Below are 19,670 nucleotides of genomic sequence, written 5' to 3' on the forward strand. Positions count from 1 at the left end.
CGATTGCAGGATTCCCCGATGACCCAACCCCTCTGGCAAAAATCCAACATCAAGATCGACGCCCGCATCATGGCGTTTCTTGCCGGCGACGACGTGCTGCTGGACCGCGAGTTTTTCCTGCACGACATCACTGCCAGCAAGGCGCATGTCGAAGGTCTGGCCAATATCGGCGTGGTCAGCGCTGACGAAGCTGCCGCGCTCAAGCGTGAGTTGGATGCTCTGGCTGAGGATTTCCGTACCGGGTCGTTCGTGCTGGACGATCGCTATGAGGATGGCCATTCGGCGATCGAGGCACGCCTTACCGAGCGCCTCGGCGATGCCGGCCGCCGCGTACACACCGGCCGCAGCCGCAACGATCAGATCCTGGTCGCCACGCGCCTGTGGCTGAAGGAACAGCTGGCCGCGCTTGAGCAGCATTGCCGCGCCATTGCGCAAGTCTGCCTCGATCGTGCCGCGCAGCCGGCAGTCCCGCTGCCGGGCTATACGCATCTGCAGCGCGCGGTGGTGTCGTCCACCGGCATGTGGTTTGCCGGTTTTGCCGAGGGTTTTATCGACAACGCGCTGCGTGCGAAGCAGACGGCGCTGCTGATCGATGCCAATCCGCTGGGTACCGCCGCGGGCTATGGCGTCAACTTGAAGCTGGATCGCGAACACACCACGCAGGCGCTGGGCTTTGCCCGCATGCAGGTGTCGCCGATCTATGCGCAGCTCTCGCGAGGCAAGTTCGAGATGGCCGTGCTTGAGGCGATTGCCGGTGCGCTGCTGGATGTGCGCCGCATGGCGTGGGATCTGTCGCTGTTCACCACCGCCGAGTTCAACTTCGTCAAGCTGCCGTCCGAATACACCACCGGCAGCTCGATCATGCCGAACAAGCGCAATCCGGATGTCGTCGAGCTGTTGCGCGCCAGCTATGCCAGCGTGGCTGCTGCGCGCACCGAGATCGAGCAGCTGCTCTCGCTGCCGTCGGGCTACCAGCGCGACCTGCAGTTCTCCAAGGGCTCGCTGTTCCATGGCTGCCGTCACGGCCTGGCCGCTTTGGAGCTGGTGCCGGATCTGCTGGCCCGCATGGAGTGGAACGAGCCGGCCATGCGAGCCGCGATCGAGCCGGCCATGTACGCCACCGACGTGGCGATCGAGCAGGCCGCCGCCGGTGTGCCGTTCCGCGACGCCTATCGGGCAGCGGCCGATGCCGCCGCCTCGGCAGGTGCAGGGCGCACGCCCGAGGGCAGCCTGGCCGCTCGCGTGTCGCCCGGTTCCGGCAACGACCTGCGCCTGGACGAATTGCGCGCTAGACTCAGCCATCTGGACGGCTAAACGGTGAGCGGCATGAAGACCGACAGTACGGGAAGTGCCGAACCATGAACGAGGGGCAGCGCACGCAGGTTTCTCCGCAGGCGCTGCCTTCCTGGCGTCGTGCCGTGTTGAAGGTCGGCAGCAATCTGCTCGCAGCCGATGGCGGCGGTCTCACTGCGGCCTATGCCGCAACGCTGGCGGATTTCATCCAGGCGAGCCGCGAGGCGGGCCGTCAGGTGGTGCTGGTGTCGTCCGGCGCGGTGGCGGCGGGGCGGGCGCAGCTGCGGGCGCATGCGCCCAGTGGCGGTGATCTGGCGGCGCGCCAGGCGCTTGCCGCGTTGGGCCAGGCGCCCATGATTGCGTTGTGGCAATCGCTCAGCACGCGTCCGGTGGCCCAGGTGCTGCTGACCCATGACGACCTGCGTAGCCGTCGCCGCTACCTCAATGCCCGCACCACGCTACGCGAGCTGCTGGCGCTCGACGTATTGCCGGTGGTGAACGAGAACGACACGGTCGCAGTCGATGAGTTGAAGCTGGGCGACAACGACAATCTTGCCGCCATCGTTGCCGCCCTGGTCGACGCTGACCTGCTGCTGATTGCTTCCGATATCGATGCGCTTTATACGGCCGATCCGCGCCGCGATCCCGCAGCGTTGCCCGTCCTGAGAGTGGAAGCGCTGACCCCCGAGATCCTGGCCATGGCGGGCGGCAGCGGTAGTGCGGTCGGTACGGGTGGCATGCACACCAAGCTTGAGGCGGCGTCCAAGGCCGGCGCTGCAGGCATCCCCACGGCGCTGTTCAGTGGCCGCAACCCGGTCGCGGTGCAGGCGCTCGCCAACGGTGAACTACACGGTACTTTCTTTGCCGCTGGGCGCAGTCGCATGCAGGCGCGCAAATACTGGCTGCGCCATGCACCCGCGGCCCCGGGAGGCATCCAGGTGGACGCCGGTGCGGTACGTGCTCTTGCCGGTGGGCGAGCGTCCCTTTTGCCGGGCGGAGTGCGTGCTGTGAACGGCGATTTCCATCGGGGTGACTTGGTCGAGATCGTCGACGAGCAGGGGCGTGCGATTGCGCGGGGGCTGAGCCAGTACGGCGCCGGCGAAGTGAAGCGTCTGGCAGGGCGACATAGCCGCGACATCGAAACCGTATTGGGCTACAGCTACGGCGCAGAAATCGTGCATCGTGATGATCTCGCCACCACGGCAGACATCGAGACCACCGGAGATATCGACGCATGAGCGACATCCGTTCGTTGGCGCTGGCCTGCCGCGACGCGGTGCCGGCGTTGGCCATGCTCGATACGCCAACCAAGCGCGCACTGTTGAATGACATGGCGGGTGCGCTTGAGCGCCGCATAGACGAGGTGCTTGGCGCGAATGCGCAGGACATGCAACACGCCGCCGGCAAAGGCCTGCAGGGTGCCATGCTGGATCGCCTGCGGCTCGACCCGGCCCGCGTTGCCGGTATCGCCCAGGCCTTGCGCGACGTGGCGCAGCTGCCCGATCCGGTGGGCGTCGTCACGCGACAGGAGACGCTTGCCAATGGCGTCACTGTGGAGCGCGTGCGCATACCGCTTGGCGTGATCGCGATGATCTACGAAGCGCGTCCCAACGTCACCGCCGATGCTGCGGCGTTGTGCCTGATGGCTGGCAACGCGGTGATCCTGCGCGGCGGTTCCGAAGCCATCCAATCCAATCGCGCCATCGCTGCCGCGTTGCACGAGGCGCTCGGCGCGCACGGCTTGCCGACGGCGGCCGTCACCTTGGTGGAAGATCTCAGCCGCGAGACGATGGTGTCGCTGCTGCAGTTGAGCGATCTGGTCGATCTCGCCATCCCGCGCGGCGGCGAGGGCCTGATCCGCTTCGTGACCGAGCACGCGCGCGTGCCGGTGATCAAGCACTACAAGGGCGTGTGTCACCTGTATGTGGATCGCCTTGCCGATCTGGCGCTGGCTTTGAATCTGCTGATCGATGGCAAGACGTCGCGTCCCGGCGTGTGCAATGCGCTGGAGACGGTGCTGGTGCATCGCGATGTGGCAGACGCCTTCCTGCCTCGGGCTGCAGCTGCTCTGCGCGAACGTGGCGTTGAGTTGCGCGGCGATCAAGCGACCCGCGCGCTGGTGCCCGAAGCGAATCCTGCCGGCGAAGACGATTACGCGGCCGAATTCCTCGACCTGATCATCGCGCTACGCGTCGTGGACAGTCTCGATGAGGCGATCGCGCATATTCACCGCTACGGCTCCGATCACACTGAGGTCATTGCCACCAGCGATGCGTCGACGGCGCAGCGTTTCGTGCAGTCACTGCGTTCGGCGGTGGTGATGGTCAATGCGTCGTCGCGTTTTTCCGATGGCGGGCAGCTGGGGCTGGGGGCGGAGATCGGCATCTCCACCACGCGCCTGCATGCGTACGGGCCGATGGGCGCGGAGTCGCTCACGATCGAGCGATTTGTGGTGCGTGGGGAAGGGCAGGTGCGGCACCCGGAGAGCCGTATCCCTTAAATTGTGGGAGCGCACCCTGTGCGCGACTGGGACTTGAGGCAAGGTCAGTCGCGCACAGGGTGCGCTCCCACAGGGGAGGGGAGAGGGGGCGCTTACTTCGCAGGCTCGATTGGCCGATGGTCGTAACTCACCACGCGCGTCAGCTGCCACCGACCATTCTGGTAGCGCCAGATATGGAAGAACTTGCCCATGCCTTCGCACTTGCCGGACTCAAGTTGGCAGAACTTGTGGGTACCGATCTCGATCGCGCCGTAATCCTTGATCGGATACACCTCGATGCTGCCGACCAGTTCTCGGCGCACCTTGTGGCAGATATTGCGCCGGGTCGCATCGACGATGGCGTCGCGCGAGGTCATCAGCCCACCCTTGTCGTGGTAGAACTCGACGTCATCGCTGAAGTACTCGCCAAAGGTCTTCAGGTCGCAGTGGTTGTAGGCGTCGAAGACCTTGCTGTCGAGCGAAGCGATGGTGCGGGTCAGTTCGTCGCCAGAGGGGATGGCGGCAGGTGTTTGGGCATAGGCCAGGCAGGCGGCCATCGGTAGGGCGATCAGGCCGATCAGACGGACGAGCAGTGCGTTGCGCATGGCCATTCCTTGTCGTGGATGCGGCCATCATGGCTCAACCGACCAGTCCTCGCATCCATGCCTTATGGATGGACGTCCGTCTGCCCTTGGCGTTCAACGCGATTTCGGCCGCCGCGACATCACTGCCTTGAGCTGCTCCAGCAACAGGGCAACGGGGGCTTCCAGGCGGGGTGGCAGGGCGCGGTGAACCAGCCAGGCGATCATGTCCAGCTCGAAGTCGGTGACGGTGACGAGCTTCAATTGACTGCGATAACTGCTCGCGGCCAACAGATCGGGCGTGATGATGCCGATACCTGCGCCACGCGCGACCAGGGATAGCTGCAGATCCGCCCCGAACGCTTCCACACCCACGTTGCACGGCAGTCCGCGTTCTTCCATGGCTCGCCGCAGGGTGGAGCGCATGCCGCAACCGTTCTGGCTCAGCACCCAGGGAAACTCAGCGAGATCCTTGAGCGTGGCGCGCGCACGCAGGCCCAGCGAAGGTGCGGCGACGATGCGCAAGGGTTGGCGATCGAAGGCGTGGGTGGTCATGCTCGCCGGTGGCGGCGTGTGCTCGGACAGCACCACGGCAGCAGCATCCAGCAAGCCTGTTTCCACCTGCTCAACCAGGCCGGGCGACCAAGCCGAATGTATGCGCAGCGCGAGGCCGGGATAGCGCGAGCGGAGCAGGTCGATCGGCGTGGTGAGTGCGCGCTCCGCCAGGAACGGTGGCATGCCCAGCCGCAATTCGCCGGAAGGCTCGGTGTCGGCGCGTGCCAGCGCGAGCAGGTCGGCTTCCGCGTGCAGCAGGTCGCGACCCTTCTGGTAGATCTCGCGTCCCGCCGCGGTCGGGCGCAGGGGCTTGGACTGGCGATCCAGCAACTCGATGCCCAGCAAGGCCTCCAGGCTTTGCACGCGACGCGTCACGCCGGGTTGGGTGAGGTGCAGTTGTGCTGCCGCCTGGACGATGGAGCCGGTGTCCACGACCGCGATAAACGCCCTGACATCCCGCGTGTTCATGCCCGATGATCCTGCCAAGTATGCGAAGTGCGCATGAAAACTATGATGATTATTCACTGTCATCATGATGCCAGGGTATTTAGCATCGCAGGCCTATCGATTGGCAAGGCCCAGACATGCAATACCTCTCCCGACGCCGTATCGATGCCGTGCCCAACGAGGTGCCCTCCGAGCTCACCACGCCCTTGACCCTGCTGTTCGCCTTCGCGGTGGGCGTGATCATCATCAACCTCACGGCGGCGCAGCCCCTGGCTGGCCCGGTGGCGCGCGCGATGCACCTGCGCCCGTCGCTCACCGGCCTGGTCGCGATGCTGCCGCAGCTGGGTTACGCCGTCGGCATGTTGTTCCTCGTGCCCTTGGCGGATATGTTCGAGAACCGTCGCCTGACCACGATCACGCTGCTGGCCTGCGCGTTGGCGCTGGGCGCTGCGGCGCTGGCGCAGCAGGCGTGGTGGTTGTTGCTGGCCGTGTGCCTGGCCGGGGCCACGTCGTGCGCGATCCAGATCCTGGTCCCGCTGGCCGCAGCGATGGCGAGGCCCGAGCATCGCGGCAGCGCCGTGGGCAACGTAATGAGCGGCGTGATGCTCGGCATTCTGTTGTCGCGTCCGTTCGCCAGCCTGGTGGAAGGCGCGTGGGGCTGGCGTGCGTGCTACGGCTTGCTAGGCGTGTTCGACGGCTTGCTCGCCCTGGCGCTGTGGTTCGCGCTGCCGCGGCGACAGCCGCCGGTGCATACCTCGTATCGCGGGCTGATCGCGTCGCTGTGGACGCTGTGGCGCGATGAACCGGTGTTGCGTCGCTACGCTGTCTCGGCGGCGATCATGATGGCGGCCTTCAGTGCATTCTGGACCGGCATCGCGCTGCGCCTGGTGCAGGCACCGTTTCTACTCGATAGCCGCAGCCTGGCGTGGTTCGCTCTCGCTGGTGTGGCCGGCACGGTGGTGGCACCGTTGGCAGGCAAGGCGGGCGATCGCGGTCATAGCGCGGTGGGCATGCCGATCTCTCACGTCGTGGCGACAGCAGGCTTCGTGCTTGCTGGGATCGCTGGCGCGGGCTGGTTCGGCATGAATGTGATGCAACATCCGTTGTTGGCGCTGGGCCTGCTGGTGCTGGCGGCCATCGTGATCGATGCCGGCGCCATCGGTGATCAGACGCTGGGGCGGCGTGCGATCAACATGCTTGATCCGGCCGCGCGCAGCCGACTCAATGGCTTGTTCGTCGGCGTGTTCTTCATCGGTGGTGGCGGGGGCGCAGTCGTTGCTGGCAGCGCATGGGCTGCGGCGGGATGGACAGGCGTGTGCTGCGTCGCCCTGGTCCTGTGCGTGCTGGCCTTTGCGCTCGACGCGACGACATGGCGCGGCATGCGCCGCGCCGCCTGATCAGCCGCGCTGCGCCCAGCGGCGCGTGGCTTCGACGAACGCCACGCAGTCGGCAAACTGGTTGTACAGCGGCGTCGGCGAAATGCGGATCACATCGGGCTCGCGCCAGTCGCCGATGATGCCGTGCTCCACCAGATCATCGAACAGTGCGCGACCACGGGCGCGGCCACCGAGCACGCGGATGGACAGCTGCGACCCGCGACGCGACGGATCGCTCGGCGTCACCACTTCCAGCACGTCGCTCAACTGGGATTGCACCAGCCATTCCAGATAAGCGGTGAGCCGCAGCGATTTCTCGCGCAGCCTGCCCATGCCGGCGCGGCGGAAGATTTCCAGCGACACGCGCAGCGGCGCCAGCGCGAGGATCGGCGGATTGCTCAGCTGCCAGCCATCGGCGCCATAGGTGGGCACGAACTGCGGACCCATCTGGAAACGCGAGGTTTTGTCGTGTCCCCACCAGCCGGCGAAGCGCGGCAGGGTGGTGCGTGCGTGGCGCTCATGCACGAACGCGCCGCCGACCGCGCCCGGGCCGCTGTTGAGGTATTTGTAGCTGCACCAGATGGCGAAATCCGCGCCGCTGTCGTGCAACTGCAGCGGCAGATTGCCCACGGCATGCGCCAGGTCGAAACCCACCATGCAGCCGTGGCGATTGGCCAGACGCGTGATCGCAGCGAGGTCGAAGGCCTGACCCGTGCGGTACTGCACGCCCGGCAGCATCACCAGCGCAATGCGCGAACCATGTTCGGCCAGCACGCGTTCGATGGCGTCCATCGAGATCACGCCGTTGGCCTCGTCGCCCTGCAGCTCGATCAGCGAGGTGGCCGGATCGTAGCCATGGAAACGCACCTGCGATTCCACCGCATAACGATCGGTGGGAAACGAGCCCGCTTCGATCAGGATGGCGTGCCGCTCCGGCGTGGGCCGATAAAAGCTCACCATCATCAGGTGCAGGTTCACGCCCAGGGTGTTCATCGCCACCACTTCGGACGGCTGCGCACCCACGACGCTGGCGAGGTCGTCGCGCACGAACTCGTGATAATCCATCCACGGCAAGTCGCCGCGAAAGTGGCCTTCCACCGCCTGATCGGCCCAGGAGTCGAGCTCGGCGCTCAGCGCAGGGCGCACGGCACGCGGCTGCAGGCCCAGCGAATTGCCGCAGAAATAGTGGCCGTCGCGGCCCTCGTGCCTGGGTATCAGGAATTCGTCGCGGAAGCCGCGCAGCGGATCGGCGGCATCCTGGGTCTGCGCCCAGGCGAGGGTGGCTTCGAACGGAGCGGACATCGGGAATCTCTTGCTGAAGCGTCGCGCCCAGCGCGGGCACGACGTGGATGACGACTTACTTCATGCGTGCGGCGATGGCGTCGCAGCCCTTGTCGAACGCAGCGCGCCACGCTGCGCCGGCCTGGCCTTGCGCGGGACGCACGCAACGCAGCTGGATGGCATGGCTGTCCTTGAACCAGTAGCGCTCGCTATAGCTGTACTGCGCGCCGTTTTCCTGCGCCGTATAGACGAAGTTGTCCGGCGTGCCGCCGCTGGCGGCCTGGTAGCCGGTCAGGGCCTTGGCCTTGCCCATGGCGCCGCTCACGTACTGCTGGAACTCGCCGGCATTGCCCACCTGCTTCACCGTGACGCTGATACGGGCGAGGCTGCTGGCGCCGTTGGGCGAGGGGTCGGGTACCTGGAACACGCGTACTTCCGGATCGCCCTGCGTTTCCATGATGCCCATCCACTGGTCGGGCGTGCTGAAGGTGACGCTGCCGCCGGCCATGCTGACATCAGCGGCGTGGGCGGTTCCGGCCAACACGAGGGCGCCGGCGATAACCAAAGTGCGGAACAAGCTCATGCCTTTTCCTGTGCGTGAGGGTGAGGTTCGAAACGCTGCAGCGGCAGCCCCAGCCATTCCAGGGCGGTGCCGTGGAAGAGTCGCGCGCGGTCGTGGTCGTCGAGCCCGAGTGACTCGATGCCGCTGCCCGGATGCTGCTCCCCCAGCGGGAAAGGATAGTCGGTCCCCAGCATCACGCGATCGACCCCTGTCACATCCAGGAGATAGCGCAGGGCGGCCGGGTCGTGCACGCAGGAGTCGAAAAACAGGCGTTGCAGGTATTCGCGAGGATTGCGCGGGTTGTCCGTGGCGACCAGGTCGGGGCGCATGCGGAAGCCGTGCTCGATGCGGCCGATGGTCCACGGGAAGCTGCCGCCGCCATGGGCCAGCATCACACGCAGCCGCGGCAGGCGCTCCAGCACGCCGCCAAATACCAGGCAGCAGGCCGCGCGCGACTGTTCGGCCGGCATGCCCACCAGCCAGGGCAGCCAGTACTTGGGCATGCTGGCAGCGCCCATCATGTCCCAGGGATGCACCATCACCGCGGCGCCCAGGTCGGCGGCTGCCTCGAAGAAGGGAAACAGTTCGGGGGCGTCCAGGTTCCAATCGTTGCAGTGCGAACCGACCTGCACGCCCTGCAGGCCCAGTTCGTCGATGCAGCGCTCCAGCTCGCGGATGGCCAGGTCGGGCGACTGCAGCGGCACCGTGCCGATGCCGGCGTAGTGACGCGGATGGTCGTTGCAGATGCGCGCCGTCTCGTCGTTCAGATGGCGGTGCAGTTCCAGCGCCTGATAGCCGGGCGCCCAATACGAGAACAGCACGGGTACGGTGGAGACCACCTGCACGCTGACGTCGAAGCGGGCGTAGTCGTCGATGCGCTGTTGTGCGTCGAACGCCGAGTCCCATACCTCTCTGAAGAACTTGCCATCCTTGTAGATGCGATGGCGCCCGTCGTTGTGGATCATCACCGGAAAGCGCTCGTCGCCGAACTTGGCGGCGAGGTTGGGCCAGTCGCGGGGGAGGATATGGGCGTGCGTGTCGATTTTGAGCATGCGCCGAGTGTAAGTCAGGGGCGCGGTGCCGTCTCGGCGCGGTGCAGCGTAAAACGCCGTCCGGGGGGGGCGGGCGGCCCGACTCAGCTGTGGCGAGATTCCTGCCGGCTGAACTTAGGCCCGATTGCACATGCAAGCCGTCACGGCTGGCGGCATGATGGCGAGCGCGACGACGTCCGCAGCCATCGGAGGCAACATGAAGTTTCTGGTCATGATCTATAACGACGACAGCCTGCTCGAGGCCCTGCCGCCGGGTGAGTTCGACACGATGATGCACGGCTGCTTCGTCCATGCCGACGAACTGCGCGCCGAAGGCCATCTGCTCGATTCCATGCAGCTTGAACCGCCGGCCCAGGCGAAATCGCTGCGCATGCGCGACAACACCATGAGTGTGATGGACGGCCCGTTTGCCGAAGCGAAGGAATACCTCGGCGGCTTCAACCTGATCGAGGCGGCCGACATGGCCGAGGCCGTGCGCATCGCCGCGGAATTTCCGTGGGCGCGCACGGGTCGCATCGAAGTGCGGCCGGTGCGGGATATCGATGCCGTGCGCCGGCGCGTCGGGGCGTAAAGCGTAACCCGTGTGGGAGCGCACCCTGTGCGCGACCGCGGAGCCTCGCCGCCACCTCTTCGCTGGGCCGTCGCGCACAGGGTGCGCTCCCACAATGAAAGCGTGGCGCCTGGCGTTTATGGAGCCCTTGTAGGAGCGCACCTTGTGCGCGACCGCGGAGCTGCGCCGCTACCTCTTTGTTGGGCCGTCGCGCACAGGGTGCGCTCCCACAATGAAAGCGTGGCGCCTGGCGTTTACGGAGCCCTTGTGGGAGCGCACCTTGTGCGCGACCGCGGAGCCTCACCGCTGCCTCTTCGCTGGGCCGTCGCGCACAGGGTGCGCTCCCACAATGCAAGCGTGGCGCCTGGCGTTTACGGAGCCCTTGTAGGAGCGCACCTTGTGCGCGACCGCGGAGCTGCGCCGCTACCTCTTCGCTGGGCCGTCGCGCACAGGGTGCGCTCCCACAAGGTGTGGCTCGCTCGGTCAGGCCGTCGCCGTCGACTTGCTATGGCTGCGTCCGGTGATATGCGCCAGCGTATTCACGTTATCCACCAGCCGATCACTGATGCGCGCGAGCAGCTCGGCGGCCTGGCGGTCTTCCGCCATGTTGAGCAGCGCAGCCAGGGTGCGTTGCAGGCCGCGCAGATCGGGCAGCTGCTCCGGCGCACGCTGCGTGCGCAAGGCCGAAGCGACTTCATGCAGAGCCTTGGCGCTGTGGTCGACGAACGCGCACATTTCCGCCGTTTCCGGCAGGCTGTGGTGATCATCGATCAGCGCCTCCAGCGTCATCGCCGTGCGGGCCAGGCGATTGCCGTTGGCGAACAGCGCGTTGGCCAGTTCCAGCAGGGTTGCCGGCGTGGCCGGTTCCGCGCGCATGCGGTCCAGCGAGGCCTGCGCATTGCTGCGTGCCGTGCGTGCGGCAGTGCGTGCTTCCCGGCGGTGATCGCGGCGTTCGGGATGGGCGAGCGCGTTGAGGTAATCGGCATAGGCATCGAGCATGTCCGATAGCGCCGCACGCGCACGCGCGCGTTCCCAGGTGGGCCACAGCACATAGGCGAGCAAGGCCATGCCGCTGCCGAGCGCGGTGTTGATCACGCGATCGAGCACGGCATCGCTGGAATTGACGCCTTCGAACGACAACAGGATCACCACGGTGCCGGTAAGCGCCGCCACGGCGATGCCGTAGTGCGCGGTGGCCAGATAGCGAAAACCCATGCACAGCACAGCCATCAACAGCAGATGCGCCCACATGTCATGCGGCGTGAAATGCAGCAGGGCGGTGGTGAGCAACAGGCCCAGGATGGTGCCGACCACGCGCAACAGGCCAAAGTTGAAGGTGGCGGCGAAATCCGGACGCAGCACGATGGCCGCGGTCATCGGCAGCCAATAGCCATGCGGCAGGCCGAGCTCGCGCGAAACGAACAGCGTGGCGGTGAGTGTCACGGCGGTGCGCACGGCATGCCGGAATGCCACCGAATGCGGCGTGAGATTGGCACGCAGCGTGGCGCGCGCCGAACTGCTGCGCAGTGCCGTCGGTAGCGGCGTCTCCGCCGCGGCCGCGCGCAATTCACCGCGGCTGCCTGCCCAGTTGGCATTGCGCACCGCGGCAGCGAGCTGACCAGACAAAGCATGGATATGCGTGGCCAGGCCATCGGCGTCCCCGCCGTTGCCAAGCAGGGCGTTCTCGCTCGCCTGCAAGGTCTGCAGGGCGTGCTCGGCCTGGCGCGGCGATTCGGCAAGCTCCAGAGCGTCTGCAATGGCCCCGAGCACGCGCGCGGCGTCGCCCCGGAACATGGCGTGGATGGTGGCATTGGCGCGCAACTCCGCCATCGCGGTGAGTTCCAGGCGGATGCGTTCGGCCAGTTCCAGCAGCACGCCGAACGCCTCCATCGCGCGGCCGCGCGCGTGGTGCCGCCCCAGCAGCGTGTGCTGCAGCGTGGTCATGGCGTCGGTGAGCGCGGGTACGTCGGCGTCGTCGTGTTCCTGCTGGCGCGCCAGCGTCGACAAGCCGCGATAGACCGCGGCCAGCGCGTGCCGCTCAGGGCGATAGCGCTGCAGCGGCCAGGCCGCCACGGAAAACAGGGTCAGCAGCAGGCCGCCGGCAAAGATCAGGGCCGAGGCGCCCAGCGCTTCGGCCAAGGGTCGTGGCGTGGCGGCCGTGACCACCAGCAGGATCATGCTGGTCATGCCCACGCGCGCCATGTCCGGACCAAACACCACCAGCAGGCCGCCGAAAAATCCGAACGCCGCCGTGGCGACCAGGATGGGTATCAACTGGTCGCCGATCAGAAAGCCGATCAGCGAGGCCAGGCCGGCCGCCAGCGATGCCAGCAGCAGGCGCGTCATGCGCTGGCGATACGGTCCCGGCTGGTCCGAGAACATGGTGTCCAGCGCGCCAGCGCCGATACCCAGCCCGATGCCCGGATGCCCTGTCAGTATGCCAATCGCCAGCGGCAGCACCACGGCCGCGGTGTTGCGCACGACCACACGCACCGGCACGTCAGGTCGCTTGGCCGTGAGCAGGCTGTCGACGACCGTGGCGCGCAGCGAATAACCCGTCGAAGACATGACGCGACAAGACTCCTAGTCAGTGCAGTGATTCTGCCTCAAACAGCCTGAAGCGAACGCGACGGGCCAGGGATCCGTGGCTGGTCGGGTAGGGCGCACGGGCTGGGCAGCTTCCCGACGGAGGGGAAAGTGAAGTGCACTGGCGTTGCCGGGACCTGTTGTAGGAGCGCACTTGTGCGCGACAAACCTACGGAGCGGTACATCCCGGCGCTGCGGTCGCGCACAAGTGCGCTCCTACAAAGGATCGCGCAGGCTGGTTCCGATCGGCTCTTTGTGGGAGCGCACCCTGTGCGCGACGAGCCTACGGAGCGGTACACCCAGGCGTGGCTGTCGCGCACAGGGTGCGCTCCCACAGACAAGCGCCAGGCGCGGCACCCTATTGAATTGTGAGGCTCCAAAGCCAACGCGCAGCGAAGCCCCGCTTTAAGTCCTCAGCGATTCGGGCGCGTTGCGCAGCGCTTGGAAGTACCCCCTGTGTACCCTCGGAGGTTGTCCCACAACGACGCGCCTCGAGCGTTCGGGCTTATCCCAACACGATGCTGCCGGCGTTATCAGGCCATTTTCTTTGGGTTACTTTTCTTTTGGGCCAGCAAAAGAAAAGTGACTCGAGCGGCGGCAGCCGTTCGAAACGCCCGCCGCGTAGGCGGCACCCTGGCGGAGAGGCGACAACTAAACACCGAGGCTCTAGATCCCGGTGTACGCCGCGACGACGGCAATGTAGAAACGTTCCCGCGAGCACCCGCCCCTCACCCCAACCCTCACCCCAACCCTCACCCCAACCCTCTCCCCGCAGGGGAGAGGGAGAAGTGTGGCGCAAAGCGCTTAGCCCGCCACCGGCATCACCCCACCACCAGCCCCAAGCTGCTGCGACAAGTTGAACAAAATGCGCAGATCCTGCGCGTCCAACGCATCCCCATCCATCCCCCGAAAATGATGATGGAACGAGCGCACCGTGGACGCCCGATCGTCCAGCGGATACCCAATCAACCCCAACGCCGCCCACGGATCAAACCCCGCCGGCGGGTCCACCAGCGTGCCCCGCGGCCACAGGCCAAAGCCCGCCTGCGCCAGTTGTTGCCATGGAAAACGCGGACCGGGATCGTCCTTGCGGCCGGGCGCGAGATCCTCGTGGCCGATGATCTGCGTGCGCGGAATACGGAAGCGATCCGTGAGGTCGGCCAGCAGGCGCAGCAGGCTGTCGATCTGCACCTGGGTGAACGGCGAGTCGCCATCATTGTCCAGCTCGATCCCGATGGAGGCCGAATTCACGTCGGTAATCGTGCCCCAGCGTCCCGCGCCGGCGTGCCACGCGCGCTCGCTATCGGCGACCAGTTGATAGAGGTGGCCGTCGTTGCCGATCAGATAGTGCGAACTCACCGGTCCGCCGCTGTTGGCCGTGCGCAACGTGTGCAGCGCCTGCTCGGCGGAATGCTCGTTGGTGAAATGAATCACGATGAGCACCGGACGGCGCGCATCGAAATTGGGCGAGGGCACCCACTGTGCGATGGGATTGCGTACGGGCGCCGGTGCACACGCCGAAAGCGCCAGCGCCAGCAGCACCAGCGTCAGCAGATGGCGAGTACGAAAGAAACGAGCATGCGGAGCGTGGGGACGCGACACGGCATTCATTCCTGGGCGGGAAGAGGCGAACGTGCCGCAGCTGCGCCACCGCGTCAAGCCAAACAAAAAGCGCCGGGTTTCCCCGGCGCTTTCGTGTCCAACCTGCAGCGCCGATCAGGCGCGGCCGGCGAACTCGCCCGTCAGCGTGTTCACCCACACCTTTTCGTCGTTGCTGATGTACTCGGGCACCTGGATTTCGATGCCGGTATTGAGCTTGGCCGGCTTGGTGCGCTTGGTGGCGCTGGCGCCCTTCATTTCCGGGGCGGTGTCGACCACGGTCAGCGTCACGCTGGTCGGCACCTGCAGGCCCACCGGTGCATCGTCGATCAGCTGCACGTAGTAGCCTTCGACGCCTTCCACGATATAGCCGGCGTTATCGCCAACCAGTTCGGTGGAAAGCAGGTACTGGGTGAAGTCTTCATTGTCCATGAAGACGAATGCCTCACCGTCCATGTACGAGAAGTTCGCCTCGCGGCGCACCAGCTCCATTTCCTTGAGATCGTCATCGGCGCGCAGGCTCAGGTCGAACTTGCGACCGCCGGGGATCGAATACATGGTGAAGCGAAACGTGACGTTGCCGCCACGCGCGGTCGGCGAGCTGCGCTCGATATCGCGCACCTGGTACACGGTGCCGTCGTGTTCGACTACGTTGCCTTTCTTGACGTCGGAAGCTTTCATGGATGTAGGACCGGATGGGTGAGTTCTTGATCGCCATTCCGGCGCAGGCCGGAATCCAGTTGCGTGGTGTCAGGTTATCGCGCGGCCCAACGTATACGCCCACGCCATTTGCGACAACCGCGCCATACAGTCACTGGATTCCGGCCTGCGCCGGAATGACGGTTTGGTAGGGTTACTTCGGCTGCAAACGCACCGCGCCATCAAGGCGGATCGTCTCGCCATTGATATAACGATTGCCGAGAATGAAGGCCACCGTGCTGGCGAATTCGTCCGGCTTGCCCAGGCGCGACGGGAACGGGATCGATGCCGACAGCGATTCCTGCACCTGCGGCGGCATGCCGTCGACCATCGGCGTCCAGAAGATGCCCGGGGCGATCGTGGCCACGCGGATGCCGAAGCGCGACAGTTCGCGCGCCATCGGCAGCGTCATGCCGACCACGCCGCCCTTGGAGGCGGAATACGCGGCCTGGCCGATCTGGCCTTCGAACGCAGCGACGGAAGCGGTGTTGATGATCACGCCGCGCTCGCCGTCTTCGCCGGTATCGTTGTTCTGCATCAGCGAGGCAGCAGCCTTGGCGACGTTGAAGCTGCCCACCAGGTTCACCAGCACCGTGGTGGCAAACGTGTTGAGCGGCATCGGGCCATCCTTGCCGAGCATGCGGCCCGCGCCCAGGATGCCGGCGCAGTTGACCAGCACGTTCAGGCCGCCCATCGCATCGCGCGCAGCGGCGACGTTGGCGGACACGCCGTCCTCCGAGGTGACGTCGGTGCGGAAGAAGTGGCCCTTCAGCGCCGTGGCGGCTTCCTGGCCCTTTTCCTCGTTGACGTCGAACAGGGCCACCTTGGCGCCATTGGCGACCAGATGCTGGGCTACGGCGTAGCCGAGACCGGAGGCGCCGCCGGTGATGATCGCCTTGACCTGATTGAGCTGCATAGGGAGTCCAAAACGCGGTGGAAAACGCTAATGGTAGCGCAGCAGGGCGCATCAGACGCCACCCCTTGCTCCGTGGCGCTTTTTGGCCATAGAGAGACCCCGGGCGGTGCGTGCCGGGCACTGCCTGCAGGAGCCACCGCGTCGCTTCGACAGGGTACGTAGTTGGTTATACGTATGTCCTTTGGTGCCGCGGCTTAAGCCATGCTTCCAAGGGTTTTTGGCTGATTTGTGGCGTAGAACAAGCGCAGTGAGATGAGTGGCGCGATCGCAAAAGGGAGAGTCGCCATGATCCATCCCGCCCAGGGAGCTGCTGTATCAGTGGGAATACCGGTGGCCTCGGCAGCGGTGTCGAAGGGCTCTTTCGTGGCGCTGTTGGCGCGATGGCTGCTCGTCGCCACATTGATCGGCGCTGCACCGGCCATCGGAGCGAAAGCTTCGGGGGAAGCCAGCGTCGTTGCCGCGGCCGCTTCGTCGGTCGCGCCGCCCGCAGTGACTTCGTCATCGTATTTCGTGGCGGCGTCCGAGCTGCCGCATCCATTGCGGCCTTTCGAACATTTGCCCAGCAATGCCGCCATCAATGTGCACGCCGCCGTGGTGACCATGCCCGATCCCGTGGAGACGCGGCTTGGCCGGTCCTTTGACACCGAGCTGACCGCACTCGTGGCTGCGTTTCAGGCCAAGGAATTCGTGCTGGACGGTTTTGCTTTCACCTGGGCGCCCCGATCACCCGACGGCAAGTCCACTGCCAATGAAACGGAGGCGAGCCGCCGCACGCTGCCCAGCGTGATGCTTTTTCGCAAGGACAACTGGCGCAACTGCAAATCCAGAACGGACACGCAAGCAAACGCCGATGCCTGTGAGTCGACCTATTACGCGCTGTTTTTGGTAGGCGAGACACCGAGCTTTGGCATTCATCCGGAGTCATTCATTCGCGCTGCACGTTGTGCGATGGCATTGGACGCGAGCAATCGCCAGGAGACTAACGCGCTGCCCGAGGCGCTTAACCAGATCGATTGCGACCAGATTGCCTGGAAGGCGCCGACCAAGGGCGTCTCCTGGTCGTGCGATGCAAACCTTGCCGTGATCGGTCCCACTTTTTCCGGGGCCATGGAATCAATGGCATCGGCACTGAGCAAGGTCGCCACGGACGCAAGGGAACATGCGATGGAGGCCGCGAAAACGGCGACGGCCGGATGCCAGGGCGTCGGCCACCTGAACATCCTCCTCAGGGCACCTTCCGCAAGCGTCGACAGCAACGATCAGATCGTACAGAACGCTTACCTCGCCACGAACGATTTGAAACCATTCGTCACGCTGGCCTATACGCCGCTGGCCTACAGCGTCGGGGATCAGTTGAAACGCGTGAAGCGCTATCTGGAAAGCCGGATTCACGACAACGACAAAGTAGTCATACTCAGCGAAGAATCCAGTTTTGGCTTGGGCGCTTCCAAGCTGGCGATGCCTTCATCATCGCCATCGCCGCCGTCCTCATCGGCTTCGCCGCCCTCGTCATCGCCGGCGCCGGCGTCCTCATCGGCGAAGAAAGGCGAGGTGCAGTTCATCAGCGTGCAGTTTCCGCCGAACATCGCCGCTATTCGCTCCGAGCATGTCCAGCTCAAACAGGAAGAGAGCAAGCAACGTCGCAGCTTGCTCCCCGAGCGGTTGCTCGAGCTGGATCTGACCGGTGTGGAAACCGGAGTCGATCAACCGCCGACGTATCAGCCCAGCTTGAGCTCGCGTTCGGACGAGCTGATGCTTTACCAGACCTTCGACGCCCTGCAGCGCTATGTCACGCCTGCGGCGGTCGTCATCGTGGCCACCGATGTGCGCGATCGCCTGTTCCTGCTGAGCGAGATACGCAATGCATTTCCTGGCGCGCTCCCGGTGGTGCTGGAGCAGGACAACCTGATGGTGCATCCCGACTACCGCGCCATGAGCCGCGGGAGCATCATCATGCCGGCCGGCAAGAGCCTGCTTTGCCTGAACGCTTCAGGGCTGGACTGCTTCCCCAAGGATGACCCCGATGCGCGGCCACGCGAGCAGGCGGCGGATCGTTCAGTCGGCAACGCGCCAGGGGTGTCTTCGAACGAATGCAGCCAGTCTGGCAATCGACGCTTCTTCTCGTTTCCGACGGATTACGCGGCCAACATGTTTCGCGCGGTCGTGGGTCTGATTTGCCCTAGTGACGCCTCGCCCAACCGACCCAATATGCTGGTGGCGACATTGGCAGGCTTCCAGCGTGTCGACGAGTCGGGTCTGGGCCGGGGCGACGAACAAAGCGCGGACAAAGTCCAGGGCGACGAAGTAACCGAGAGCAAAGTCCAGGGCAAGGAACAAAACGAGAGTAAAGCCCAGCGGACAAGCAGGAGATTCGGCGACATTCCCATCGTTGCCGATACCCGCATGCAACTGCAGCAGCCGGTCTACCTGTCGATGGGCATCGTGCTTGGCATCCTGCTGGTCACGGCCATATGGCTGGTTCGCAACGGGCGCACGCCCGAACTGGCAACGCTCCCGCTCAGCCGCCACGCCATGCGCTGGATGGACATGTTGAAGACGCAAAACGGCGCGCAAGCATCATCGAAGCTGGCAGGCGAGCCAAGGACAAGCTGGATCTGGCTGGTGCCCTGGATCGCTTTTGCCGCGTTCGGCATCCTCATTGCCGCGTACAAGATCATCGTCATGTTTCCTCCGGCGACGCCCGGCGACACGGACCTTGCGCATGGCACGGATGGCTGGGCGTTGATCTGCCTGTGTCTTGCCTATGCGTGTTTCATGGCGTTCTGTTGCGTTCGGATGAGGGTGTGGAATGCCTATTGCCTTGCTATCGCTGAGCACGTGAACCCCTCGTCGCGTCTCAAGGTTCGCCTCCGGCACCGCCCGTACTACCGCGCTTCGATCGCCACGGCACTCCTGTTGCTCGTGCTGGTGCTTTGCGTCAACGACTACCGGCCAAGCGGGGCCCATTCGGTCTGGCTCTCCGCGTTTGCCGGCGCGTTCGTGCTGGGCAGCAGTGGCTTCTTCCTGGTTCTCTACCTGGAAGGCCTGGACCGCTGGCGCTGCATGAGCCTGGAGCTCAGCAGGACGGTGACTGCCGTGCAGGAATCCACGACAGTCAAGGAATGGCCAACGCCCAAGCTGCTGGATGAGCGACCGCGCAGCCCGTTCAACGCTGTCATGCGCATCGACAACTACAACGCGCTGCGCAGGCCAGATTTTGCCGCCTGGGTGCGGCAGACGAATGCCTTGCTCGACGGCACGATCGATCCCTTGTTTGACAAGGAAAAGCTTCGCCAATGGCAGGCCGTCCTGGTAGCGCAGATGAAACTGGCCGGTACGGCGGTAAGGTCCAGTGCGTGGTGCGCGGTGCTGGGCGCCACCGTGACGCTGATGTTGATCCAGGTCTATCCACCGGTTTACGAGCGTTTGCAGACGACGGCGGCGGCCATTTTGATGGTGCTCGGCTTTGCCGCCATCACCTACGGCGTGCTGACGCTGGAGAAGGACTATTTGCTGGGACGCATGTTCACCAACGATGAGGACCATTTGACCTTTGGCGGGGCGTTGTCCGCCTTGTGGCCAAAGTTGCTGGCGATGGGGTCCATTCTGATCACCGTGTTTCTGCCCGATGCCTGGGATTGGCTGAACAGCGCGGTGAAGGCGATCAACTCGCTGCGATGAGCGCAAAACGGGC

16 protein-coding genes are annotated in these 19,670 nt (G+C 65.2%); 6 read left to right on the forward strand and 10 right to left on the reverse strand.

The window, feature by feature from the left end:
* Positions 1-18: 18 nt before the first annotated feature.
* The 3 genes from argH to AC1DKY_RS05900 are packed head-to-tail and all read left to right on the forward strand — an operon-like array spanning position 19 to position 3,793.
* Positions 19-1,314 carry an argininosuccinate lyase gene (gene argH, locus AC1DKY_RS05890; RefSeq protein ID WP_441604298.1) on the forward strand — a complete coding sequence of 432 codons (1,296 nt, stop codon included), beginning with the start codon at positions 19-21 and terminating at the stop codon, positions 1,312-1,314.
* A 44-nt stretch (positions 1,315-1,358) separates the two neighbouring features.
* Positions 1,359-2,531, forward strand: a complete 1,173-nt coding sequence (proB, locus tag AC1DKY_RS05895; protein ID WP_441604297.1) for a glutamate 5-kinase — start codon at positions 1,359-1,361, stop codon at positions 2,529-2,531.
* Positions 2,528-3,793 (forward strand): glutamate-5-semialdehyde dehydrogenase, encoded by a 1,266-nt coding sequence (locus AC1DKY_RS05900; RefSeq protein ID WP_441604296.1) that lies wholly within the window; start codon positions 2,528-2,530, stop codon positions 3,791-3,793. The genes proB and AC1DKY_RS05900 overlap by 4 nt, the downstream gene beginning before the upstream one ends.
* A gap of 92 nt (positions 3,794-3,885) precedes the next feature.
* Here AC1DKY_RS05900 and AC1DKY_RS05905 read toward each other — a convergent pair whose 3' ends face one another.
* Both AC1DKY_RS05905 and AC1DKY_RS05910 read right to left on the reverse strand, forming a co-directional pair.
* Positions 3,886-4,377, reverse strand: a complete 492-nt coding sequence (locus AC1DKY_RS05905) for a nuclear transport factor 2 family protein (RefSeq protein WP_441604295.1) — start codon at positions 4,375-4,377, stop codon at positions 3,886-3,888.
* Positions 4,378-4,470: 93 nt separating this feature from the next.
* Positions 4,471-5,376 (reverse strand): LysR family transcriptional regulator, encoded by a 906-nt coding sequence (locus AC1DKY_RS05910; RefSeq protein ID WP_441604294.1) that lies wholly within the window; start codon positions 5,374-5,376, stop codon positions 4,471-4,473.
* Between the two features lie 116 nt (positions 5,377-5,492).
* On the opposite strand from AC1DKY_RS05910, the gene AC1DKY_RS05915 reads away from it, so the two are divergent.
* Entirely contained in the window at positions 5,493-6,752 is a 1,260-nt protein-coding gene (locus AC1DKY_RS05915) for an MFS transporter (RefSeq protein WP_441604293.1), read from the forward strand.
* On the opposite strand, the gene kynU is transcribed toward AC1DKY_RS05915, so the two are convergent.
* From kynU to AC1DKY_RS05930, 3 genes are read right to left on the reverse strand one after another with little or no spacing between them, the layout of a single operon-like run.
* Entirely contained in the window at positions 6,753-8,033 is a 1,281-nt protein-coding gene (gene kynU, locus AC1DKY_RS05920) for a kynureninase (protein WP_441604292.1), read from the reverse strand.
* A 55-nt stretch (positions 8,034-8,088) separates the two neighbouring features.
* Positions 8,089-8,595: a hypothetical protein gene (locus AC1DKY_RS05925; protein WP_441604291.1), complete on the reverse strand. Its 507-nt coding sequence runs from the start codon at positions 8,593-8,595 to the stop codon at positions 8,089-8,091.
* Complete coding sequence (locus tag AC1DKY_RS05930) at positions 8,592-9,626, reverse strand: amidohydrolase family protein (RefSeq protein ID WP_441604290.1); 1,035 nt, start codon at positions 9,624-9,626, stop codon at positions 8,592-8,594. Before AC1DKY_RS05930 ends, AC1DKY_RS05925 begins: the two co-directional genes overlap by 4 nt.
* Before the next feature lie 196 nt (positions 9,627-9,822).
* Here AC1DKY_RS05930 and AC1DKY_RS05935 point away from each other — a divergent pair, with 196 nt between their 5' ends.
* Positions 9,823-10,197 carry a YciI family protein gene (locus AC1DKY_RS05935; protein ID WP_121881800.1) on the forward strand — a complete coding sequence of 125 codons (375 nt, stop codon included), beginning with the start codon at positions 9,823-9,825 and terminating at the stop codon, positions 10,195-10,197.
* 462 nt (positions 10,198-10,659) lie between these two features.
* Here AC1DKY_RS05935 and AC1DKY_RS05940 read toward each other — a convergent pair whose 3' ends face one another.
* From AC1DKY_RS05940 to AC1DKY_RS05960, 5 genes are all read right to left on the reverse strand, one after another.
* Complete coding sequence (locus AC1DKY_RS05940) at positions 10,660-12,744, reverse strand: FUSC family protein (protein WP_441604289.1); 2,085 nt, start codon at positions 12,742-12,744, stop codon at positions 10,660-10,662.
* A gap of 822 nt (positions 12,745-13,566) precedes the next feature.
* The gene (locus AC1DKY_RS05945; RefSeq protein ID WP_441604288.1) at positions 13,567-14,364 is read right to left on the reverse strand and encodes an N-acetylmuramoyl-L-alanine amidase; all 798 of its coding nucleotides are present in this window, start codon (positions 14,362-14,364) and stop codon (positions 13,567-13,569) included.
* Positions 14,365-14,478: 114 nt separating this feature from the next.
* Positions 14,479-15,042, reverse strand: coding sequence for an elongation factor P-like protein EfpL (efpL, locus tag AC1DKY_RS05950; RefSeq protein WP_121878629.1), 564 nt, complete (start codon positions 15,040-15,042; stop codon positions 14,479-14,481).
* Between the two features lie 172 nt (positions 15,043-15,214).
* Positions 15,215-15,976 carry an SDR family NAD(P)-dependent oxidoreductase gene (locus tag AC1DKY_RS05955; protein WP_441604287.1) on the reverse strand — a complete coding sequence of 254 codons (762 nt, stop codon included), beginning with the start codon at positions 15,974-15,976 and terminating at the stop codon, positions 15,215-15,217.
* A gap of 194 nt (positions 15,977-16,170) precedes the next feature.
* Positions 16,171-16,578: a hypothetical protein gene (locus tag AC1DKY_RS05960; RefSeq protein WP_441604286.1), complete on the reverse strand. Its 408-nt coding sequence runs from the start codon at positions 16,576-16,578 to the stop codon at positions 16,171-16,173.
* On the opposite strand from AC1DKY_RS05960, the gene AC1DKY_RS05965 reads away from it, so the two are divergent.
* Positions 16,577-19,657 (forward strand): 6TM ABC transporter family protein, encoded by a 3,081-nt coding sequence (locus AC1DKY_RS05965; RefSeq protein ID WP_441604285.1) that lies wholly within the window; start codon positions 16,577-16,579, stop codon positions 19,655-19,657. The two genes, AC1DKY_RS05960 and AC1DKY_RS05965, sit on opposite strands and share 2 nt — an antisense overlap.
* The last annotated feature ends 13 nt before the right edge of the window (positions 19,658-19,670 follow it).

The sequence above is a fragment of the Dyella sp. 01N448 genome (genome assembly GCF_056399225.1).